At 25.9% G+C, this 18,294-nt stretch carries 14 protein-coding genes; 11 read left to right on the forward strand and 3 right to left on the reverse strand.

What is annotated here, in order from left to right; genetic code table 4:
- Positions 1-375 precede the first annotated feature (375 nt).
- The 5 genes from MBIO_RS04990 to MBIO_RS01515 all read left to right on the forward strand — a co-directional run bounded on the left by MBIO_RS04990 (position 376) and on the right by MBIO_RS01515 (position 3,752).
- Positions 376-603: a hypothetical protein gene (locus MBIO_RS04990; RefSeq protein WP_258408918.1), complete on the forward strand. Its 228-nt coding sequence runs from the start codon at positions 376-378 to the stop codon at positions 601-603.
- Positions 604-834: 231 nt separating this feature from the next.
- Positions 835-1,500, forward strand: coding sequence for a Fic family protein (locus tag MBIO_RS01500; protein ID WP_258408944.1), 666 nt, complete (start codon positions 835-837; stop codon positions 1,498-1,500).
- Positions 1,501-1,503: 3 nt separating this feature from the next.
- Entirely contained in the window at positions 1,504-2,211 is a 708-nt protein-coding gene (locus tag MBIO_RS01505) for a B3/B4 domain-containing protein (protein ID WP_013526751.1), read from the forward strand.
- 127 nt (positions 2,212-2,338) lie between these two features.
- On the forward strand, positions 2,339-2,926 hold the full coding sequence (locus tag MBIO_RS01510; protein ID WP_013526752.1) for a type IV toxin-antitoxin system AbiEi family antitoxin domain-containing protein: 588 nt from the start codon (positions 2,339-2,341) through the stop codon (positions 2,924-2,926).
- On the forward strand, positions 2,919-3,752 hold the full coding sequence (locus tag MBIO_RS01515) for a nucleotidyl transferase AbiEii/AbiGii toxin family protein (protein WP_013354453.1): 834 nt from the start codon (positions 2,919-2,921) through the stop codon (positions 3,750-3,752). Before MBIO_RS01510 ends, MBIO_RS01515 begins: the two co-directional genes overlap by 8 nt.
- Before the next feature lie 48 nt (positions 3,753-3,800).
- Here the strand turns inward: MBIO_RS01515 and eno are convergent, their stop codons facing one another.
- Complete coding sequence (eno, locus tag MBIO_RS01520; protein ID WP_013354454.1) at positions 3,801-5,165, reverse strand: phosphopyruvate hydratase; 1,365 nt, start codon at positions 5,163-5,165, stop codon at positions 3,801-3,803.
- Positions 5,166-5,399: 234 nt separating this feature from the next.
- On the opposite strand from eno, the gene MBIO_RS01525 reads away from it, so the two are divergent.
- From MBIO_RS01525 to tsaD, 5 genes are all read left to right on the forward strand, one after another.
- A complete protein-coding gene (locus MBIO_RS01525) occupies positions 5,400-8,396 on the forward strand; it encodes a lysylphosphatidylglycerol synthase transmembrane domain-containing protein (protein WP_013526753.1) in 2,997 nt (998 codons plus the stop codon).
- Between the two features lie 308 nt (positions 8,397-8,704).
- Positions 8,705-9,892, forward strand: coding sequence for an elongation factor Tu (gene tuf / locus MBIO_RS01530; protein ID WP_013526754.1), 1,188 nt, complete (start codon positions 8,705-8,707; stop codon positions 9,890-9,892).
- 124 nt (positions 9,893-10,016) lie between these two features.
- The gene (tsaE, locus tag MBIO_RS01535; protein WP_013526755.1) at positions 10,017-10,418 is read left to right on the forward strand and encodes a tRNA (adenosine(37)-N6)-threonylcarbamoyltransferase complex ATPase subunit type 1 TsaE; all 402 of its coding nucleotides are present in this window, start codon (positions 10,017-10,019) and stop codon (positions 10,416-10,418) included.
- Entirely contained in the window at positions 10,418-10,978 is a 561-nt protein-coding gene (gene tsaB / locus MBIO_RS01540) for a tRNA (adenosine(37)-N6)-threonylcarbamoyltransferase complex dimerization subunit type 1 TsaB (RefSeq protein WP_013354458.1), read from the forward strand. The genes tsaE and tsaB overlap by 1 nt, the downstream gene beginning before the upstream one ends.
- Positions 10,978-11,910, forward strand: a complete 933-nt coding sequence (gene tsaD / locus MBIO_RS01545; protein ID WP_013526756.1) for a tRNA (adenosine(37)-N6)-threonylcarbamoyltransferase complex transferase subunit TsaD — start codon at positions 10,978-10,980, stop codon at positions 11,908-11,910. The genes tsaB and tsaD overlap by 1 nt, the downstream gene beginning before the upstream one ends.
- Positions 11,911-12,178: 268 nt before the next feature.
- Here the strand turns inward: tsaD and MBIO_RS04995 are convergent, their stop codons facing one another.
- Together MBIO_RS04995 and MBIO_RS05000 are read right to left on the reverse strand one after the other, a co-directional pair.
- Positions 12,179-15,580, reverse strand: coding sequence for a hypothetical protein (locus tag MBIO_RS04995; RefSeq protein WP_258408919.1), 3,402 nt, complete (start codon positions 15,578-15,580; stop codon positions 12,179-12,181).
- A 165-nt stretch (positions 15,581-15,745) separates the two neighbouring features.
- A complete protein-coding gene (locus MBIO_RS05000) occupies positions 15,746-17,698 on the reverse strand; it encodes a hypothetical protein (RefSeq protein ID WP_232048410.1) in 1,953 nt (650 codons plus the stop codon).
- 351 nt (positions 17,699-18,049) lie between these two features.
- On the opposite strand from MBIO_RS05000, the gene MBIO_RS01555 reads away from it, so the two are divergent.
- A complete protein-coding gene (locus MBIO_RS01555; protein ID WP_013354462.1) occupies positions 18,050-18,292 on the forward strand; it encodes a YdbC family protein in 243 nt (80 codons plus the stop codon).
- Positions 18,293-18,294 lie beyond the last annotated feature (2 nt).

The following is an 18,294-nucleotide window of genomic DNA, read 5'->3' on the forward strand; positions in this document are numbered from 1 at the left end:
TCCCTTCCCAGGGGAAAAAAAGGTATTTGAAAATAAGATATTTCCCTTTTGAAAGTTTTGGCAATGTTTCAAGCAATTAAGAGGAATTCAAAAATTGGGGATTTATGCTTTTATGTTAAATTTAGGGATGGTGTCCTTGATTCAAACCTAGCAAACACTAAAAGGCATTTTTTTTGGGTAATTTCATTTTTAAGAAATTTAAAGATTTTATTTTCAAAAAGAGAATCGTGGATTTAACAATTTTATAGATAGCATTCAAATTTAAGTGGGTGAAAAATCGAAAAAGAAATATCAGAAGCTTACAACAGTAGAGATTATGGAAAGTTGTTAGATATATTAAATACAATTTATCTCTATTTTAGAGACTCTTTTGTTTTGAGCGATATTGATAGATACAATTTAAATAGTTTGATAAGATACACATCTAAACTTGAAAGTGGAATCATTAATAATGATTATAGTTCACTAATAGAAGGACACATATCTGTTTATATTAAAAGAAAACTAAACAAAAGCTTTGCATTATATTCTCAAAAAACAATAGAAGCTTTATTGTTGAATGATAATAAAATTCAAAATACTCTTATTCAGACATATCATTAGTATTTATATTAATATTAATATAGAAAGGCAATTAAATTTGCTATTTTTTCCACGCAATTTTCTTTGTAATTTACATTTTTTGATATAAAATATAGTTGATAGAAAAAGGAAATGCCGTTTTCTCTTTTAAATTTCTAACTTATCCCACTAATAATTTACATCACCTTTAAAAATGCTTTAAAAGCCTATAAAACAATTGAAAAAGTTAAAAATAACAATGTAGAAAATTTTTTAAAAATACATAAAATTCTTATGAATAATATTATTAAAAGTGCTGGAAAAACTAGATCTGGAAATGTTGGGGTTTATGAAAATGGAACATTGATTCATATGGCTCCACCAGCTAATTTTGTAAACAATCTTTTAATAGATTTATTTGAATGATACAATAATGATATTAGTGATGTTTTAATAAAAAGTTGTGCTTTTCATTATGAATTAGAATTTATTCATCCTTTTGAAGATGGTAATGGAAGAATAGGAAGATTGTGGCACAGATTTTTATTAAATAAAGAAAATAAATTATATGAAAATTTACAACTTGAAAATATAGTTTATGAAAATGTCAATAACTATTATAAAGCTTTACATAACTCAAACCAAAAAGGAGATTGCAGTGAATTTATTGAATGCATGTTAACTTTTATTTTAAAAGCTATTGAAAGAAATGAAATCTATGATTTTGATTCATTAAATGAAGTAGATAAATTGACTTCAATATTATCTTCAGGCCCTAAAAGTAGACAAGAAATTATGGATTTATTAAATATAAAATCAAGAATCACATTACAAAAAAGTTATATAAAACCGGCTTTAGAACAACAAAAAGTAATAATTATTGGTAAATTAAACTCACCTAAAGTAAAATATAAATTAGTGGAAAATAATAAGGAGTAACTAATGAGCAAATTTATAATTGATAAAAGTTTTTTTGAACTTTTTCCTCAAGCTAAACTTGGAGTAGTTTTAATTAATGATATTAAAAGTAATTCAAACAGTCCAAAAGAGCTGCAAGACTATTTAAGAAAAAGTACTTGATTAGCTAAGGACCACTTAACTTCTGCTATTTTTTCAGATAATGAAGTTGTTAGAATTTATCGTGATGCATATAGTAAATTTAATTGTATGAAAAAAGCAAGATCAAGTGTTGAAATGATGCTTAAAAGAGCAAGTAAAGACGCACAATTTTCTTCAATTAACCCTTTAGTTGATATATACAATAGTGTTGGCTTACGTTTTGCATTTCCTTGTGGCGCAGAGGATATTAATAAATTTAGTGGCAATTTAATTTTAGGCATTACCAAAGGTGGAAATGAATTTTATAGAATTAATAGCACTGAAAATGAACCTGCTTTAGCAGGAGAGTTATGTTATTATGATGATAAAGGTGCTGTTTGTCGTAATTTTAATTGACAAGATGGAGAAAGAACCAAAATTGATGAAAATACTAAAAAAGCCTTTTGTGTAATTGAATTATTAGATACTAATAGATTAAATGATTTAAATGAAGCACTAAAAACATTAGCTCAATTATTTAATAAATATTTAGGAGCAAAATGTACTATTCATTTATTAGACATTAACAATTCAAAAATTGAATTAATTTAACAAATTGTTATATTTGCACTTAAAATATGCTTAAAATAAGTGTGGATATAACACTTTTTATAATTTTTTTTGTTCTACTTACACTTAAATGTGATAAAATTTAAGTGTGAAAATAACAGGAGGTAAAATGAACTACAATGAAAAACTTGAAAAAGTTATTGAAGAATGTAATGGAGTTGTTACTACTAAAGAATGTAATAAAAGAAATATTCCTAATTCAATAATTTCAAGAGCTGCCAAAAAAGGCAGAATTGAAAAATATTCTGAAGGAATTTATGTTGCTGAAGAAATACCAATGGATCCACACTTTCTTTTTCAACTTCGATTTCCAAGAAGTATTTTTTCTTATGAAAGTGCATTGCAACTTCATGGAGTGAGTGAAAGATTTGAAAAAGCGCTAGAAGTCACAGTAAATACAGGATATAAATTTAATGATACTAAGAAAATCTTTCCGCACTATGTAAAAGATGAGTATCTTGAATTGGGAGTAGAAGAAATAAAAACAAGTCAAGGCAATAAGGTTAGAGTTTATTCTTTGGAAAGAACTTTTTGCGATATGGTAGCTAATAGAAATAAAGTAGATGCTGAAACTTTTGTAAAATTTATGATTACATTCCAAGGAATAAAAATAAATTATTCTCAACTTAATAGTATTGCTAAAAAAATGGGAGTCATTAACAAAGTTGTTGATGTAATGGGAATAATTCGTGAATAAAAATAAATTGAAATATTTGTGTTCCTTGGTTTCAAAGAAATTTGATATTGATTACAATTCCATAAGAAAATTATTTTATCTTGAAGAAATACTAAAAAGAATTGCAAAAAGTAAATATAGAAATAATTTTATTTTTAAAGGCGGGATGTTGTTTTCAAACATAATAGGTATTGAAAATAGAAGAACTGTTGATATTGATTTTAGTTTGAAAGGTATAGAGTCTAATGAAAAAAATTTAAAAATTGTTTTTAATGAAATATTGTTAATAAAAAATGATGAAATAAATTTTATTTTTAATGATATACAACCTATAAAAACTGATTTAAATTATCCTTGTTACAGATTTAAATTTAGAGCTTCCTTAGAAAACGAGAAAGAAGATATTGTTCTTGATATTGGTGTTGGAGATAAAATATTTCCAAAACCAATTGAATACTCTTATAAAAGTTTTTTTAAAGATGAAAGTTTTCAAGTTTTGTCATACACTCTTGAAACATATTTTTCAGAAAAACTTTTTGCAATAATTTCTAAAGGAGAAGCTAATACAAGACTAAAAGATTATTATGATTTACATTTTTTAATATTAAATTGTAAAAAAATGATTGATAAATCAAATTTAGGCAAAGCAATTTCGATAACATTTGATAATAGAAATGAAAAATTTGACATTAAAACTGCAAAATTAAAACTTTTAGAGTTATCTAATTTTGAGTTATTGGATAATAAATGAAAAAAATATTTAATCAAAAATGAATTTACTTTAAATATTACTTTTAAAAATTTAGTTTTAATGATTGTTGAATTTTTAACTGAAATTTTTGAATAAAAAAGAGTTCACCATTTAAAAGTGAGCTCTAATTTTTTTACAACTTAATTATTTAATGTTGTAGAATGCTTCACGACCTTCAAATTCATCAGCACCATCTAATTCTTCTTCAATAGCTAATAATCTATTGTATTTTGCAATTCTATCTGTACGTGACATTGATCCAGTTTTGATTTGTCCTGTGTTTAATGCAACAGCAACATCAGCTAATGTTGTGTCTTCTGTTTCACCTGAACGGTGTGAAACAACACAAGCCATTCCAGCTTTTTGAGCCATGTTAATAGCATCAATTGTTTCTGTTAATGAACCAATTTGGTTTAATTTAATTAAAATTGCATTCATTGCTTTTTCTTTAATAGCACGCGCTAATAATTTAGGGTTTGTAACTGTTAAGTCATCACCAACGATTTGAATTTGGTGCCCGTATTTAGTTGTCATTTTTGTAAAACCAGCTCAGTCATCTTCTGCTAAACCATCTTCGATTGAGATAATTGGGTATTTAGCAATTAAAGTACCATAGTATTCAATCATTTCATCTGTTGTGTATTCAAGTTTAACATTTGTAAGTTTTTCAAAACCTGGGTGTTTAGCTTCAATAGCTTTTTTAAGTTTTTTGAATACATATTTTTTGCTTTTTTCGTCGTAAATTTCACTTGAAGCAGCATCCATTGCAATAGCAACAGCATCTTTACCGCTTGTAGCTGGTTTGTAACCTGCAGCCTTAATAGCTTGAACTAAGTAGTCAAGAACTTCTTCATGACTTTTGCAGTCAGGTGCAAATCCACCTTCATCACCAACTTGTGTTCCGTGTCCTGCAGCTTTTAATAATTTTGCTAAGTTATGGAATACTTTGTTTGCCATTTGTAATGCTTCACGAATGCTTTTAGCACCAACTGGCATAATCATGAATTCTTGGAAGTCAACTGTGTTTGATGCGTGAGCTCCACCATTCATAACATTTAACATAGGTAATGGTAATACGTGGGCATTTGTACCACCAATGTATCTATATAAAGGAAGTTGTAATTCATCTGCGGCTGCTCTAGCTACTGCTAATGAAACTCCTAAGATAGCGTTAGCACCAAATTTTGATTTTGTTGCTGTGCCATCTAATTTAATCATTTTCATGTCGATTGCACGTTGATCTGTAACTTCCATTCCTAATAATTTAGGTGCAATATCTTTGTTAACATGATCAACTGCGGTCATAACACCTTTACCACCAAATCAGTTTTTTTCGTATTTGGTTCCTTGGTCTCTTAATTCAAGAGCTTCTTTTGAACCTGTACTTGCTCCTGAAGGAACATTAGCTAAACCATATCCGCCTGCTTCTGTTCATACTTCAACTTGAACTGTTGGGTTTCCACGTGAGTCTAAAATTTCACGTGAATGAATCTTGTAAATTGCTGACATTTTTCTCCTTAATTTTAAATTTTAATTTTATGTTTTATATTATACAAAAATATTTATTACTATTAACAATGAAATTTTGCTAACTATTTTTTATTATGGAAATATTACTCATAATTTTCATTAATTACAAAATGTCAATATAATTGTTAAAAATAGGAATTAACAAAATAGATAAATTTATTTTGAAAAAAATCTTAATATATATAATATTGATATTAATTAAATAGGAGAAAAATGGCGAAAAACCCAATTATAAATAAATGAAGCAAGAACTCATCTAATTATGATGACTTTATGAAAAAATTGCTTACTTTTGGTATGAAAAAGGAAAATCAAGACATTGATTCTGCTTTTTCTAGACCATTGCAATTTATTTCTAATAAAGTCATTGCAAAACTTGGAGTAGGAAGCCATTTAATCAATGATTATACTGTTACAGCTTTAGGACATGCCTTCTGTGACTCAATTGTAGAATCTGAAAAAAATAATAAAGAATTCAAAATATTTTTATCAAATGATAACACATTTCATGCTTTACTTTATACAAATATTTTGGCTCGTATTTTTGACGAAAAAGGTTTTAAATCATACATATTTGAAAAAAATAGTTCATATCCAAGCGTACTAAAAAACTTGGCTGCAAAAGACGATGATTGTGATGTAATTATTAGTGTTGAAAGCTTTAAAGGTCTAAAAAATATTATGCAAATTAGTTTCAATTGAGGCGATGGTAGACCATTTAACCAAGTTGAAATTGCGAGAATTTTATTTAAATTGAATTCAGTAAATTATTTAAGTATAGACATTCCAAATCAAGGAATTAGTTTCAAATATAATCACTCTCCTTTAAATTATAATCGCGAAATCTTAAAACGTTATTCACCTTTAATTAGTACATTTAAAAAGCAAAATTTAAAATTCGGTGTTGATATTTCACAACTATCAACAGCTAATTTTTACTATGATACTTTAAATAGATTACAAATTGACTACTTTACTCATAATCGTAAAAAAGATGCTTACATTATTAATGCAAATAATCCAGATTGTTTAAAAAAAATATTCTGAAAATCTTTACTTAAGAAACCAGATGCCAATTTTGCAATCAGTCAAGATGGCTCAGGAATTAATCTTTCTGTTCGCTACAAAAAAGTTTTTAAATATTTTAAACCTGATGAAATTGCGGCTTTATATTTAAACTTTTTAATAGAAGATGATCCAATTTTTGATAAAGCAAACTTTGCTAATAGTTACATTATTAAATCTCTTGGAGCTGGCAGTTTAACAAGTTTAATAGCTTTAAAACATAATATCGGAGTAGAAGAAACTCCTAAAGTTTCTGGAATTTGAGAAATCGCTAATAGAAATAGTATTAAGAACAAAAAATTACTTTTTGCTTTTACAAGATTTAGTCAATTTGCTCCTTTTAATCGTTTTTTCAATGGCTTTGACGCTAACTTATTTATGTTAGAGTTAATGAGAATGATTGCTTTCTATAAAGAAAAATCATTAACTCTTTATGAAGTTTTACAACAAATTTATGATAAATATGGATTGCATCATGTTATCACTAAAACATTTAATTTAGATGATGAAATGGCTTCGAGATTTATTAAAAGAATACTTAAATCTGAAACAATTGGTAACCATAAAATAGTTAACTTTAAAGAATACAAAAATGCCACAATAGTCAATAATAATATCCATTTAAAGCTTTCTTTTGAAGGTGGCAATAGTATTACTGTTAAGTATTCTATAATTGAGAAAGAAATAACTATAGACTGTGAAGCAATAGCTAAAACTAATAGTCAAGAAGATCGGACCAATGTTGTAATTTTAGAAAGAGAACTTATGGATGGAATTTTAGAATTAAAAGAGGACTTTAAAATTCGCAAAATTACACCATGAACATTTATTAAATGATTCCTATTTATTATGACTTTTATTGGAGTCATTATCTTCCTTTACTTTAGTATTTATAACTTCAAAGATGATAGTTTCTTTGGGGCTAATGGTGATATGGGTGAAATGTTCAAGCGGATGGGAATAGTAATTTTTAAAGATCACAAAACGCAGTTTGCATTCTTATCAATTGTTCTTTCGTTTTTTATTTGGACCTTATTTAATGCTATTATCTTCAAACGGCTTCTCGATTTCCAAGGTCAAAAAGTCAAATGAAATGATCTGATGATTAGCTCGCTGATTTCGACAATAGTGCAAAATGTTACACCTAAATCAATTGGTGGCGATTTAGCTACCTATTGATACTTAAGAAGAAAAGGAGTTAAACGTTCAACACTTTTACCAGTTGTTGTAACTAATACTTTCTTATGACAAGTAACTAATGTTATTATAACTGTTTTCTTCTTACCTTTTGGTATTTGATTCTATAAAGACTTCTTTACTAATATTGATAATCCACAAGTAAAAGTTTTCTATGCATTCTTTATTACAGGATTATTCATGGACTCAACTTTTGCTTCGTTCTTCTTCATTTTGGCATTTAACAAAAAAATCCAAAATTGATTATTAAAAGTATTTATTAAATTCCTTGAATGACTACCATTTGTTAAAATTTATGATCCTCTTTTAGTTAAGGCTAAATATGAATATGAATTTTATGAAATGCGGCAAGGGATGAAGAAAACATTTAAAAAATGATATCAATTCGCAGAAGTAATAATTTGAAAATTATTGCCTAACTTCTTCTCGCCAATAGCCTTCTTTATGAAAGCTTCTGGAGTATTGCAAACTAATCTAAAAGGTGGCTGATACTTTAATGTTCTTGTTTCAAATACAATTATTCGGATAGGAAACTCAGTAAGTATAACGCCTGGTGGTCAAGGCACAAATGAGATCTTTACTAATATGATTTATAAAACTATTATGAAGGATCTTAGCAATGCAGGTGAATGAGTTTACCGTGGAAAAGATTATGGACTAAATCAAATTGGTAACGCTAAATTAATGACAACTATTGGCTCAATTTGAGGAACAGTTTTAGGTTCAATTCTTTCTGCTATTTATTTGATGCTGGTCTTCATTGGTGAAAAGAGAGTTGACTTATATCAAATTAAAGAAAAGAATTTAAGACTTATTCAAAATGACAATATGTCAGCAACCACTAGAACAAAAACTAGATTTTACAAAATTAGCTTTACAATTTATACAATAATTATTATTGCTTTAGCAATTACAATATTATGCCCTCTAATGGGATCATATAAGTAGGTACAATAGATGCCTATTTTTTTGTACAAGCCTGTTTTATAGTGCTATTGGAGAAATGACGCGATTTAAAAAAGCAAAAAATTTTAAACAAATTAATAAGACAAAAAAAGTTCAAAAATTATTTTTGTAAATTTTTAAAAAATATATGTAAAAGCATTTTATTATGCTAAAATATTAAATGCTATTTATAAATATTTATAAAAGTTATATTAGTAAATAGTATGGATAGGATGCAGATGAAAGACTGCACATCGGTTGGTTTTAGCGCTAAAATACAATTTATTAATAAAATGAAAGGAAAATATTACATGGCAAAACAAGATTTTAATCGTAATAAAGACCACGTTAATATTGGTACCATTGGTCACGTTGACCACGGTAAAACTACTTTAACCGCTGCTATTGCTACAGTATTATCAAAGAAGGGTCTTGCAGAAGCTAAAGACTATGCTGCTATTGATAATGCACCAGAAGAAAAAGCTCGTGGTATAACAATTAATACATCACACATCGAATACGAAACTGAAAAACGTCACTATGCACACGTTGACTGTCCAGGTCACGCTGACTACATCAAAAACATGATTACAGGTGCTGCACAAATGGATGGTGCTATCTTAGTTGTTGCTGCAACAGATGGTGCTATGCCTCAAACACGTGAACACATTCTTCTTTCAAAACAAGTTGGTGTTCCTCGTATGGTTGTTTTCTTAAACAAATGCGACATGCTTAAAGGTGAAGAAGAAATGATCGAACTTGTTGAAATGGAAGTTCGTGAATTACTTTCAAAATATGGATTTGACGGAGACAACACTCCAGTTATCCGTGGTTCAGCTTTAGAAGCTCTTAAAGGTAACAAAGAATACGAAGACAAAATTATGGAATTAATGAATGCTGTTGACACATGAATTCAAACTCCAGTTAAAGAATTCGACAAACCATTCTTAATGGCTGTTGAAGACGTTTTCACAATCACAGGTCGTGGTACAGTTGCTACAGGACGTGTTGAACGTGGAAGATTAAACCTTAACGAAGAAGTTGAAATTGTTGGTTTACACCCAACTAAGAAAACTGTTGTTACAGGTATGGAAATGTTCCGTAAAAACCTTAAAGAAGTTCAAGCTGGTGACAACGCTGGTTTATTACTTCGTGGTATTGAAAGAGCAGGAATCGAACGTGGACAAGTTCTTGCTAAACCAGGAACAATCATTCCTCACACAGAATTTACAGCAGCAATTTACGTATTAACCAAAGATGAAGGTGGACGTCACACACCATTCTTCAAAAACTATAAACCACAATTCTACTTCCGTACAACAGACGTTACAGGTGGTGTTGAATTTGAAAAAGGCCGTGAAATGGTTACACCAGGGGAAAATGTTAACTTAACAGTTAAACTTATCTCACCTATTGCCGTTGAAAACGGAACTAAATTCTCAATTCGTGAAGGTGGACGTACAGTTGGTTATGGTAATGTAACAAAAATTATTAAATAATTTAATTACAATACACATAATAATATTTTGAAATTGCAGGGTAGTTTACCCTGCTTTTTTATATATCTAATCAAATCTTTTTGAAACTTTTAATATATAATTAAAAATAATATTTAAGGTACATATGAAAAATTTAAAAACTTTTATAACTAGAGATGTTAAAGTAGTTAAAAAAGTAGCTCAATATGTTTTAGATCATTTAACTAAAAGCAAATTAGTTTTGATGAATGGCGACTTAGGAGCTGGTAAAACAACTTTAACTAAAGAAATAGCTAAATTATTAAGCATTGATGAAGTTATTACTTCACCAACTTTTAACTATATGAAAGTGTATGATGGTCTTGTTCATATCGATGCTTATAATCTTAAAGGCGATATTAGTGAATTTGAAGATTACTTTGAAGATAATGTTGTTGTTATTGAATGGGCTAATAGAATCAAGCATTATTATAAAAACTATTTAGATATCAATATTACTTTAGATAAAGACAACAATCATGTATTTACTATTAAGGAGGCTAAATAATGAAGTTATATTTAGATACAGCCAATGAAGACTTTGTTTTAGCTTTGCTTAATGATAAACATCAAGTAATAGCTCAAAAAGTTTTAGAATCATATCCTAAAAAAGTCGAATTGATACCCCAATTAACAGAAGAAATATTAAAAGAAAATAATTTTAAAATTCAAGATTTTGATACTTTTTATATTAATATAGGACCTGGTTTTTTTACAGGGGTTAGAATTGCTTTAGTTTATTTAAGAACTATAGTTTTAATTACAAAAGCTAATATTAAAACTATTAGTACTATGCAAATATTAGCTAAACAAAACAGAAGAAAAAGAAGTTTTAAAATTAATGCTCAAGGCAATAAATACTATTTATATGAAACTAATAAAAATAGTGCATTTAATTATAAAAATATTAAAGTTGAAACAGGTACTTTAAAAGCCTATGACAAAGTTAATTATTTTGACTTTTTAAGCTGTTTTATAGATTATTTGGACGAATTCAAAAGCTATAAAGATGTAATGGATATTGAACCTTATTACATTAAAATGCCACAGATAGGAGCTAAAAAATAATGCGTATTTTAGGAATAGAAACAAGCCATGATGATACTAGTATAGCCCTCTTAGAAGATGGTAAAGTGTTAGCTTTAAAAACTATTAGTCAAATAGATATTTTCAAAGAATTTGGTGGCACAATTCCTGAAATATCTTCAAGAGAACATGTTAAAAATATTAACTTAATTGAAAAAATATTTTTACAAGAATTTGATCTTAATACTATTGACTACATTGCTTATACTCAAAAACCTGGATTAATCGGAACCTTGCAAATAGGTTTCTTATTTGCTAGTGCTTTAGCTCTTGCTTTAAATAAACCTCTTTTACCTATTAATCACCTTGAAGGTCACTTTTACTCAGCAGCTATTAAACAAGAAATAAAATATCCTGCATTAAGCTTATTAGTATCAGGTGGTCATACTCAATTGATGTTAGTTAAAAGTCCTTTTGACATTCAAATAATTGGACAAACACTAGATGATGCTGTTGGTGAAGCTTATGATAAAGTAGCTTCAAGATTAGGTTTTGGTTTTCCTGGTGGTCCTATTATTGACAAAATGTATCAAGATTACAAAGGCGACTTTGTAGCTTTAACCTTGCCTCATACTGATGGATTATATGATTTTAGTTTCAGTGGTCTTAAATCACAAGTTTTAAATCATTATAATAATGCTTTGCAAAGAAAGAAAGCTTTAAATAAAGAACAACTTGCTGTTAGTTTTCAAGAAACAGCAGTTACATATTTAATTAACAAAACTAAATTAGCATTAGATAATCATCCAGAAATTAAAACTTTAGTTTTAGCTGGAGGAGTTAGTGCCAATAGTGAGCTTAGAAAAAGATTTTTAAAATTAAGCACTAAAGCTATAGTGCCTAATTTAAAATATTCAACTGATAATGGTGCAATGATTGCTATGTGTGCTTATTGTAAGATTAAATGAAATTAATGATTAATAAACATTTTTTTGCATCATCTAAACTTTTACAGTCTCTTAATCCTTTTTCTGCCCCCCCTTTTTTTTAATTAAATCAAGAGAGACGGGAGAGGGATTAAGATTTCTTGCATAGCAATAACTTTTCCTATTTTAAAATTCAAATTTTAAAAATAAGATAATGTTTTTTAGGCATTATCTTATTTTGTTTCACAATATTATTAGGTGTTGATGTAAAGTTAATTCCTTTCTATTAAGAAATAGAGAGACTTTACACAAAATTCTAAACATTCTCTAATTTAACTCCATTACCATCATTTACTTCATTAAATTCTTTTGCGAAATTTTCAGCACTAAAAGTAGTGGTGTCATTGTTGTACTTTTCATTTATAAATTTTATAAATGCATCATATATTTTTTCAATATGTTCATCAAGGGTTAATGGAGAGATTGAATGGGCCACAGCTAGAATTTTATATTTTATTTTTAATTTGTAAAGTATTTGTAAATCTTTATTTATTTGTTTTACTATATTTCTTTTAATATTTTTTATTTTTTTAATATCGGTTTCTTGATTTTGTTCAAAGTACTTAAAGAAATTATGTGCTACAGCAGGACTATCTTTAATTTCAAAAATATTTTTATTTTTAAATACAAAAAAGTCTTTAATACCAGGTCAAATATCATTAATATTAATTATTTTTTCAAAATCAGCAGCATGCATTTTGGTATTTCCAAAACTTATTTTATATTTGTTATTATTATCTACACTTAGAGTTGCATCTTCAAAATAACGCGGTTCTTTAAAGATAAGTTTTGGCAATTCTTTTTTAATTTTTTCATCTATAAAATCTTTTAATTTTATATAAGGCCAAGTATTGCTTTTAACACTTTCATCTTTAACATAATTAATTATAGAATCTTTGATTTTTTTAATGTCATTATATAAATAATATTCTTTTCATTGATTTTTTCATGAATCAGTTGTTTTCATACGTTCTGAGTATAAAAGTATTTCATTTTTTCTTTTTTCAATATAATCGTTGATTGCTAAGTCAAGCAACGTTTCACATTCATTATCTACATTATCAAAAATAATTTCTGATTTCTTTGTGATTGCATATAACACATTGTTGTAATTATTGTTTTCAATTTCGTCCCAATTGAAATATTTTTTTGAAAAATGTCTAAATTTCTTGATTTTTAAAGTAATTTGTGGTTTATTATTTTGATTTGAAACTTCAAATTCAAAGTTTTCGTTTGATAAAGTAGATTCAAATATTGATTTATTCAAGAATTCATTATCAAACAAGAAATTATATATTTTGTCTAAATTTTTTATTATATCTTCGTTAAATAGTAAATGAGAAATACTTTCTTCACTTCATTCCGAATTTTCAAACATTATAAATTTAGAGTTTTTTACATTTTTAATGACATCAAGACTATTAACATCAAATATGAATTGATTGCCACCTTCAAGTAAATTTTTTATTATTTCATATAATGATTTTTTGCCTTCATTAAAATCCTTGAATTCATCTTTAAAAATTCTTTTTAATCTGTTAATCTCTTTTTCGTTTTTGTCTGCAAATAATAATTCATCTTGTAAAATTTGTCTTATTAATCATTGTCATTTAGTAATTTTTTCATCATATTTTAATTCTTTAATTCCAGTTTTTTCACCATTAGAACGAATTTTTCTTTCATTTAAAGAAATCAAGAAAAATCTTTCAAATTCTTTTTCATGAGTATTTGGATCTTCTGCTCCTGTATCATTTAATTTAATATCTTCAACTCTTATAATTTTTTCATCATTTTTTTCATAAGTTGATATATTAGTTTCACTTGATAGATTTGGTACTGTATTACTAATATTTTTAGCCAAATGATTTTTCTTAATCACGTTTAACACATAATAATTTTCTAAATTGTCTATTTTGCTTTGTAATTGGGAAACAAATACATTTCAATCTCCGGCACATTCAAAATAGTTAATACTTTCATATTGATTGTTAACACTATTAAAATATTGGAATTCTTTATATTTTTTATTCACTATTCGTTTATTACCCGAATTATTATTGTAATAATCAATTAAATTTGAAAGTTCAAGCTGAGTGTCTTCATTAGCAATTTGTGTATCGCAAATATATTTTACAAATTTTTCAGAAACTTCATTTGTTGAATTAATTTCGAATAATCCAAAATGTTTGTTTTCATAATTTGATTTGAAAAATAAAGTTAATAATTTTTTTAAGTTTTGAACATCAGTGAACTTAAATTCCTTTGTGTTATTGTCATCGATTTTTAATTTTAAACTTTTTTCCTTTATACTTCATTGAACACTAGGGAAGCTTTGTTTATTAAGAATTATTTTAAAGTTTTGAATTAAATTGTAATCTTTAAATAAATTTTCTAAATCTTTATCAAAGTTCTTTTGTTGATTACCATTAAATAGATTTCTTGCATTAATCAAAGTATATAAATTGTTTTTTATAGTTTTTCATTCGTTTATAGATAGTTGATTACCATCATAAGATATGTCACCTATAGTAGAATCTCCTGTTAAAAATTCTAGCGATTTAACAATTTTTACTTTTTTTCCTCGATAATTTTCATTTGCAAAGATATCACTTAAAGAGATGTTAGCTGTTTTTGAACTATTTGCTATTTTTTCTTTAATTCTGTTGTAAATTTCAATTATAATTTCGTCTTTATTTGTTGCTGTAACTCATTTATCATATTTATATTCTAAAAATCAAATCGAACTATTTAAATAATTTTTTAATTCGTTATATTTTTTAAAACTATCAAAGTCAGAAACACCTGATGGTTTTAATGTTTTTGATTCAAGAGTTACAATTTCTATATTTTTATCTTTGTATTCTGAAGGATAATTTACACCAGCTTTTATATTCAATTTTGATAAATCACATTCATTATCAATTTCAGAAATATAAGCATTAGTCAATTTACTTTGAATATCATTTTTTATTTTTTCAATTATTTCTTTTCTACATTTTTCATAATCTAAATCTTGTAAAGGATATTTAAAGATATTATCTTTTTCTTTAAATAATTCATCAACTATTTTGTTGATATTGTTTGTAGCAAAAAAACCTATTGTATTAAATTCATAAATTTTGTTTACAATATCATATGTTACGCTTATTTCTTTATTTAAATTATTAATGTCGAGATATGTTGTATTATCTTTTTTAAAACCAATATTTTTTAATGAAATATTAAATGTATATTTATCATTTATAAATGAATCAAAAAAATTTGAATTAGTACCGTAAAAGTAATTTGTTATTTTATCGAATTTCTTATCAACTGATAATTTTGCAACTTCTGAATCATAATAAAATGTTTTTTTGTTGTAATCCGCATTTGAAAGTATATTTTCAAAACGACTTATGAATTCTAATTTTGAATTTGAAATGTATTTTTTAATAAAAGTTTGAAATACAATATTTATATTTTTTTCATCTTTTATTCCACAATATTCCTTAACTATATTTAAAGTATTGGCATTGTTTAAATCCGGCATTATGATAAAGTAATTATCGGTCAATTTGAATAATTTTGCAGAAATTCAACTTGTAATAACATTGTTATTTTGATTAGTTATAACACTTAAAGGATCTATGTTATTAAATTCATATTTTCATATAGGCATTTTAAGTTGATTTTTTATTTTATTTCAATTAGTTGCTTTATTTGAATCTACAAAGAATAGACCAAAACTATTTAGGTTACAAATAAAATCACTAAAATAATTATCATCTTTTTGAAGTTTATTTGTTAAGTATCCTAGTTTGTCATAATAATTTAATTTAAATTCTTAATTATTTTTTTTAAATATTTCTTTTGTAAATGGTGTTTGACCATTAAAGTTAATACTTAAAAATTTTGCAAAAGACAATCTAATAGTTTTTGTTGGAATATCTACAATGTAATCAACAATTTTGTAATTTACATTATCTAAATTTGAAGTGTAATATCCAACATTACTGGTTTGTCCTTCGTATTGTGATTTTATAATATTTTTTATATCTGAATATAAAGCATTATTTGCAAATAGTAGATCATTTAATTGAGCAATTGCATTTGAACGACCACCATTGTTTGCTCATTCTGTTAACTGTTTAACAGTAATATCAACTCTGTTTTTAATTCTGATTTCTTGATTGTTTTTTCCATTAATCCCTAATTCATAGATACTTTTTTCATTATCTCTTCCATAAAAATTAATAACTATTTTTTCATATTTTGTATTGTTGTCTTTTGGATTTGAAAAGCTTAAATTAGCATTATATTTTTTAATGTATTCTTTTAATTCATCATTTTTATAAAATGTAATGTAATTTTTAACACTATCTTCAAATCATTCCTTACTTTTATCAATTTCTAAAGCCATTGCTAATTTTTTAAGATCCTCATCATCAAGTGTTCATTCATTATCAACAATTTTTCTTTTGACTTTAAATGTTTTATCAACTACTTTAATTTCAAAGTTATATAAATTAGTGTTTGTGTATAAGCGGATTTCGCCTTCTTTTGAAGACTTTCAATATTCTTTAAACAAATTATAAACAAGGTCATTTTTATCTACTTTTTCAGGTACTTTGTATAAAGTTTTTTGGTCTTCAGAAATGAAATATAAGTTAATCAATGGTGTATTTGGATTAGAAGAAATTAGTTTAGTATTATATTTTTTATTTTCTGAGTAAGATTCAATAAACTCATCACAACCTGGTTCACCTTTAATAGTACTAAATTTTTCAGGAGGTAATAATTCATTTTTAATATTATTTGAAAATATTTTTCTATTGAAAATGTCATCTAATTTATTATTCTTTAATAATGACTCAACTTCTTCGGCATGTTCTTTATTAGTTTTATCGATTGAAATATCAAAAATCTTAATTCTTGGAGAAATATCATATCTAATTTTAAAAGTATTGTTGGTATTTTTTAATTCAGCTTTATTTGATTCATTGCCAAAAACTGTCGAATTATTAAAATCAGAATTTTTTAATAGTTCACTACAATAAAATGGATAATCAATGTTTGTTTTTTTATTGTTTTCCATTTTAAATGTTTCTTCTTTAATAAAACCTTTAGAAATAAATAATTGTTTTAAATTAATTTCTCAAATGTCATTTTTTATTTTTTCAACTATTGATTTATCATTTGAACTTATATAAATGTTGTTTATTTTTAAAATAACCACATCATATTCTGAATTGCATTGACCTTTAACAAGCTCAATTCTAGGCATCTTTTCTCCAAAGTTTCTTAGTTTAGCTTTGAATCTAGTTTCAATTTCATTTTTTATTGTTGAAAAATTAATTTTTGACTCATCGCTTTCATTTTCTCAATCAATCATTCCGCTTCTAAAGTAAAAATGCAAGTCAAAGTTAACTTGTCTACTTTCTCTAGGCATAAAGTTCAACATAATAGTTTTATTACCTGCAAACTTATCGCTATAGGTAATAAATTTGTTGTTAATTTTTGCACCATATTCATCTATTCTTCAGTCTTCATTTTGGCAAATTTCATTAATAAATTTGTTGTCTTTAAGTAAAGACAATACTTGTTCTCAAGTGCTTCCTGATTTAACTTTTATTGAATCAATGAACACATCTTCATTATTTTTGTTTCTATATTTTAGAGTTAGTTTTGTTCAGCTATTTACATTGTAAAAAGCAGCAGCACTAACTACTCCAAGTGTTGTTAACGAGAGTGCAGTTGCCACTGTCGCTATAACTTTTTTTCTTTTGTTTTTAATCATAATTTCTCCTAAAAATAATTCATATATAAATTATATACTATAATTTTTTCGTTTTTATTAGATATTATTAAGTATTAAATTTGAAAAATATTTATATTTTTCTAATTCAATTGTTTTATAGTTGTTTTTATTTAAAAAATATTTAAAAATATATAGAAAAAGATTTTTTAATGATTTTGTATTAAAAAAACTAAAATTTGAAGCCATTTTTTTACTAAAAAATCTGTTTTATAGCCTTTTTGGTTAAAAATAAAAACAACCAAATATTTGTCGCAAAAATAAATAATTTATATTAATATATATTTTAATATAATATAATCATATTTAATATATTAAATGGAGGAATAAAACATGGCATACAAAAAACCAGAAATTACAAACAAGATTGTTCAACATGTTGGTGAAATTTCAACAACAAATAGTGGTTATAAAAAAGAACTCAATTTAGTTTCATGAAACGAAGGTGAGGCTAAATATGATATTCGTGACTGAAGTGAAGATCACTTACGTTCAAGCAAGGGCATTACTCTTAGTTTAGAAGAATTAAAACAATTAAAAGTTTTGATTGACAAAGAGCTAGTAAGAATTAAATAATT

Origin of the sequence: Mycoplasmopsis fermentans PG18 (assembly GCF_000209735.1) — a bacterium.
Classification (GTDB): Bacteria; Bacillota_I; Bacilli_A; order Mycoplasmatales; family Metamycoplasmataceae; genus Mycoplasmopsis; species Mycoplasmopsis fermentans.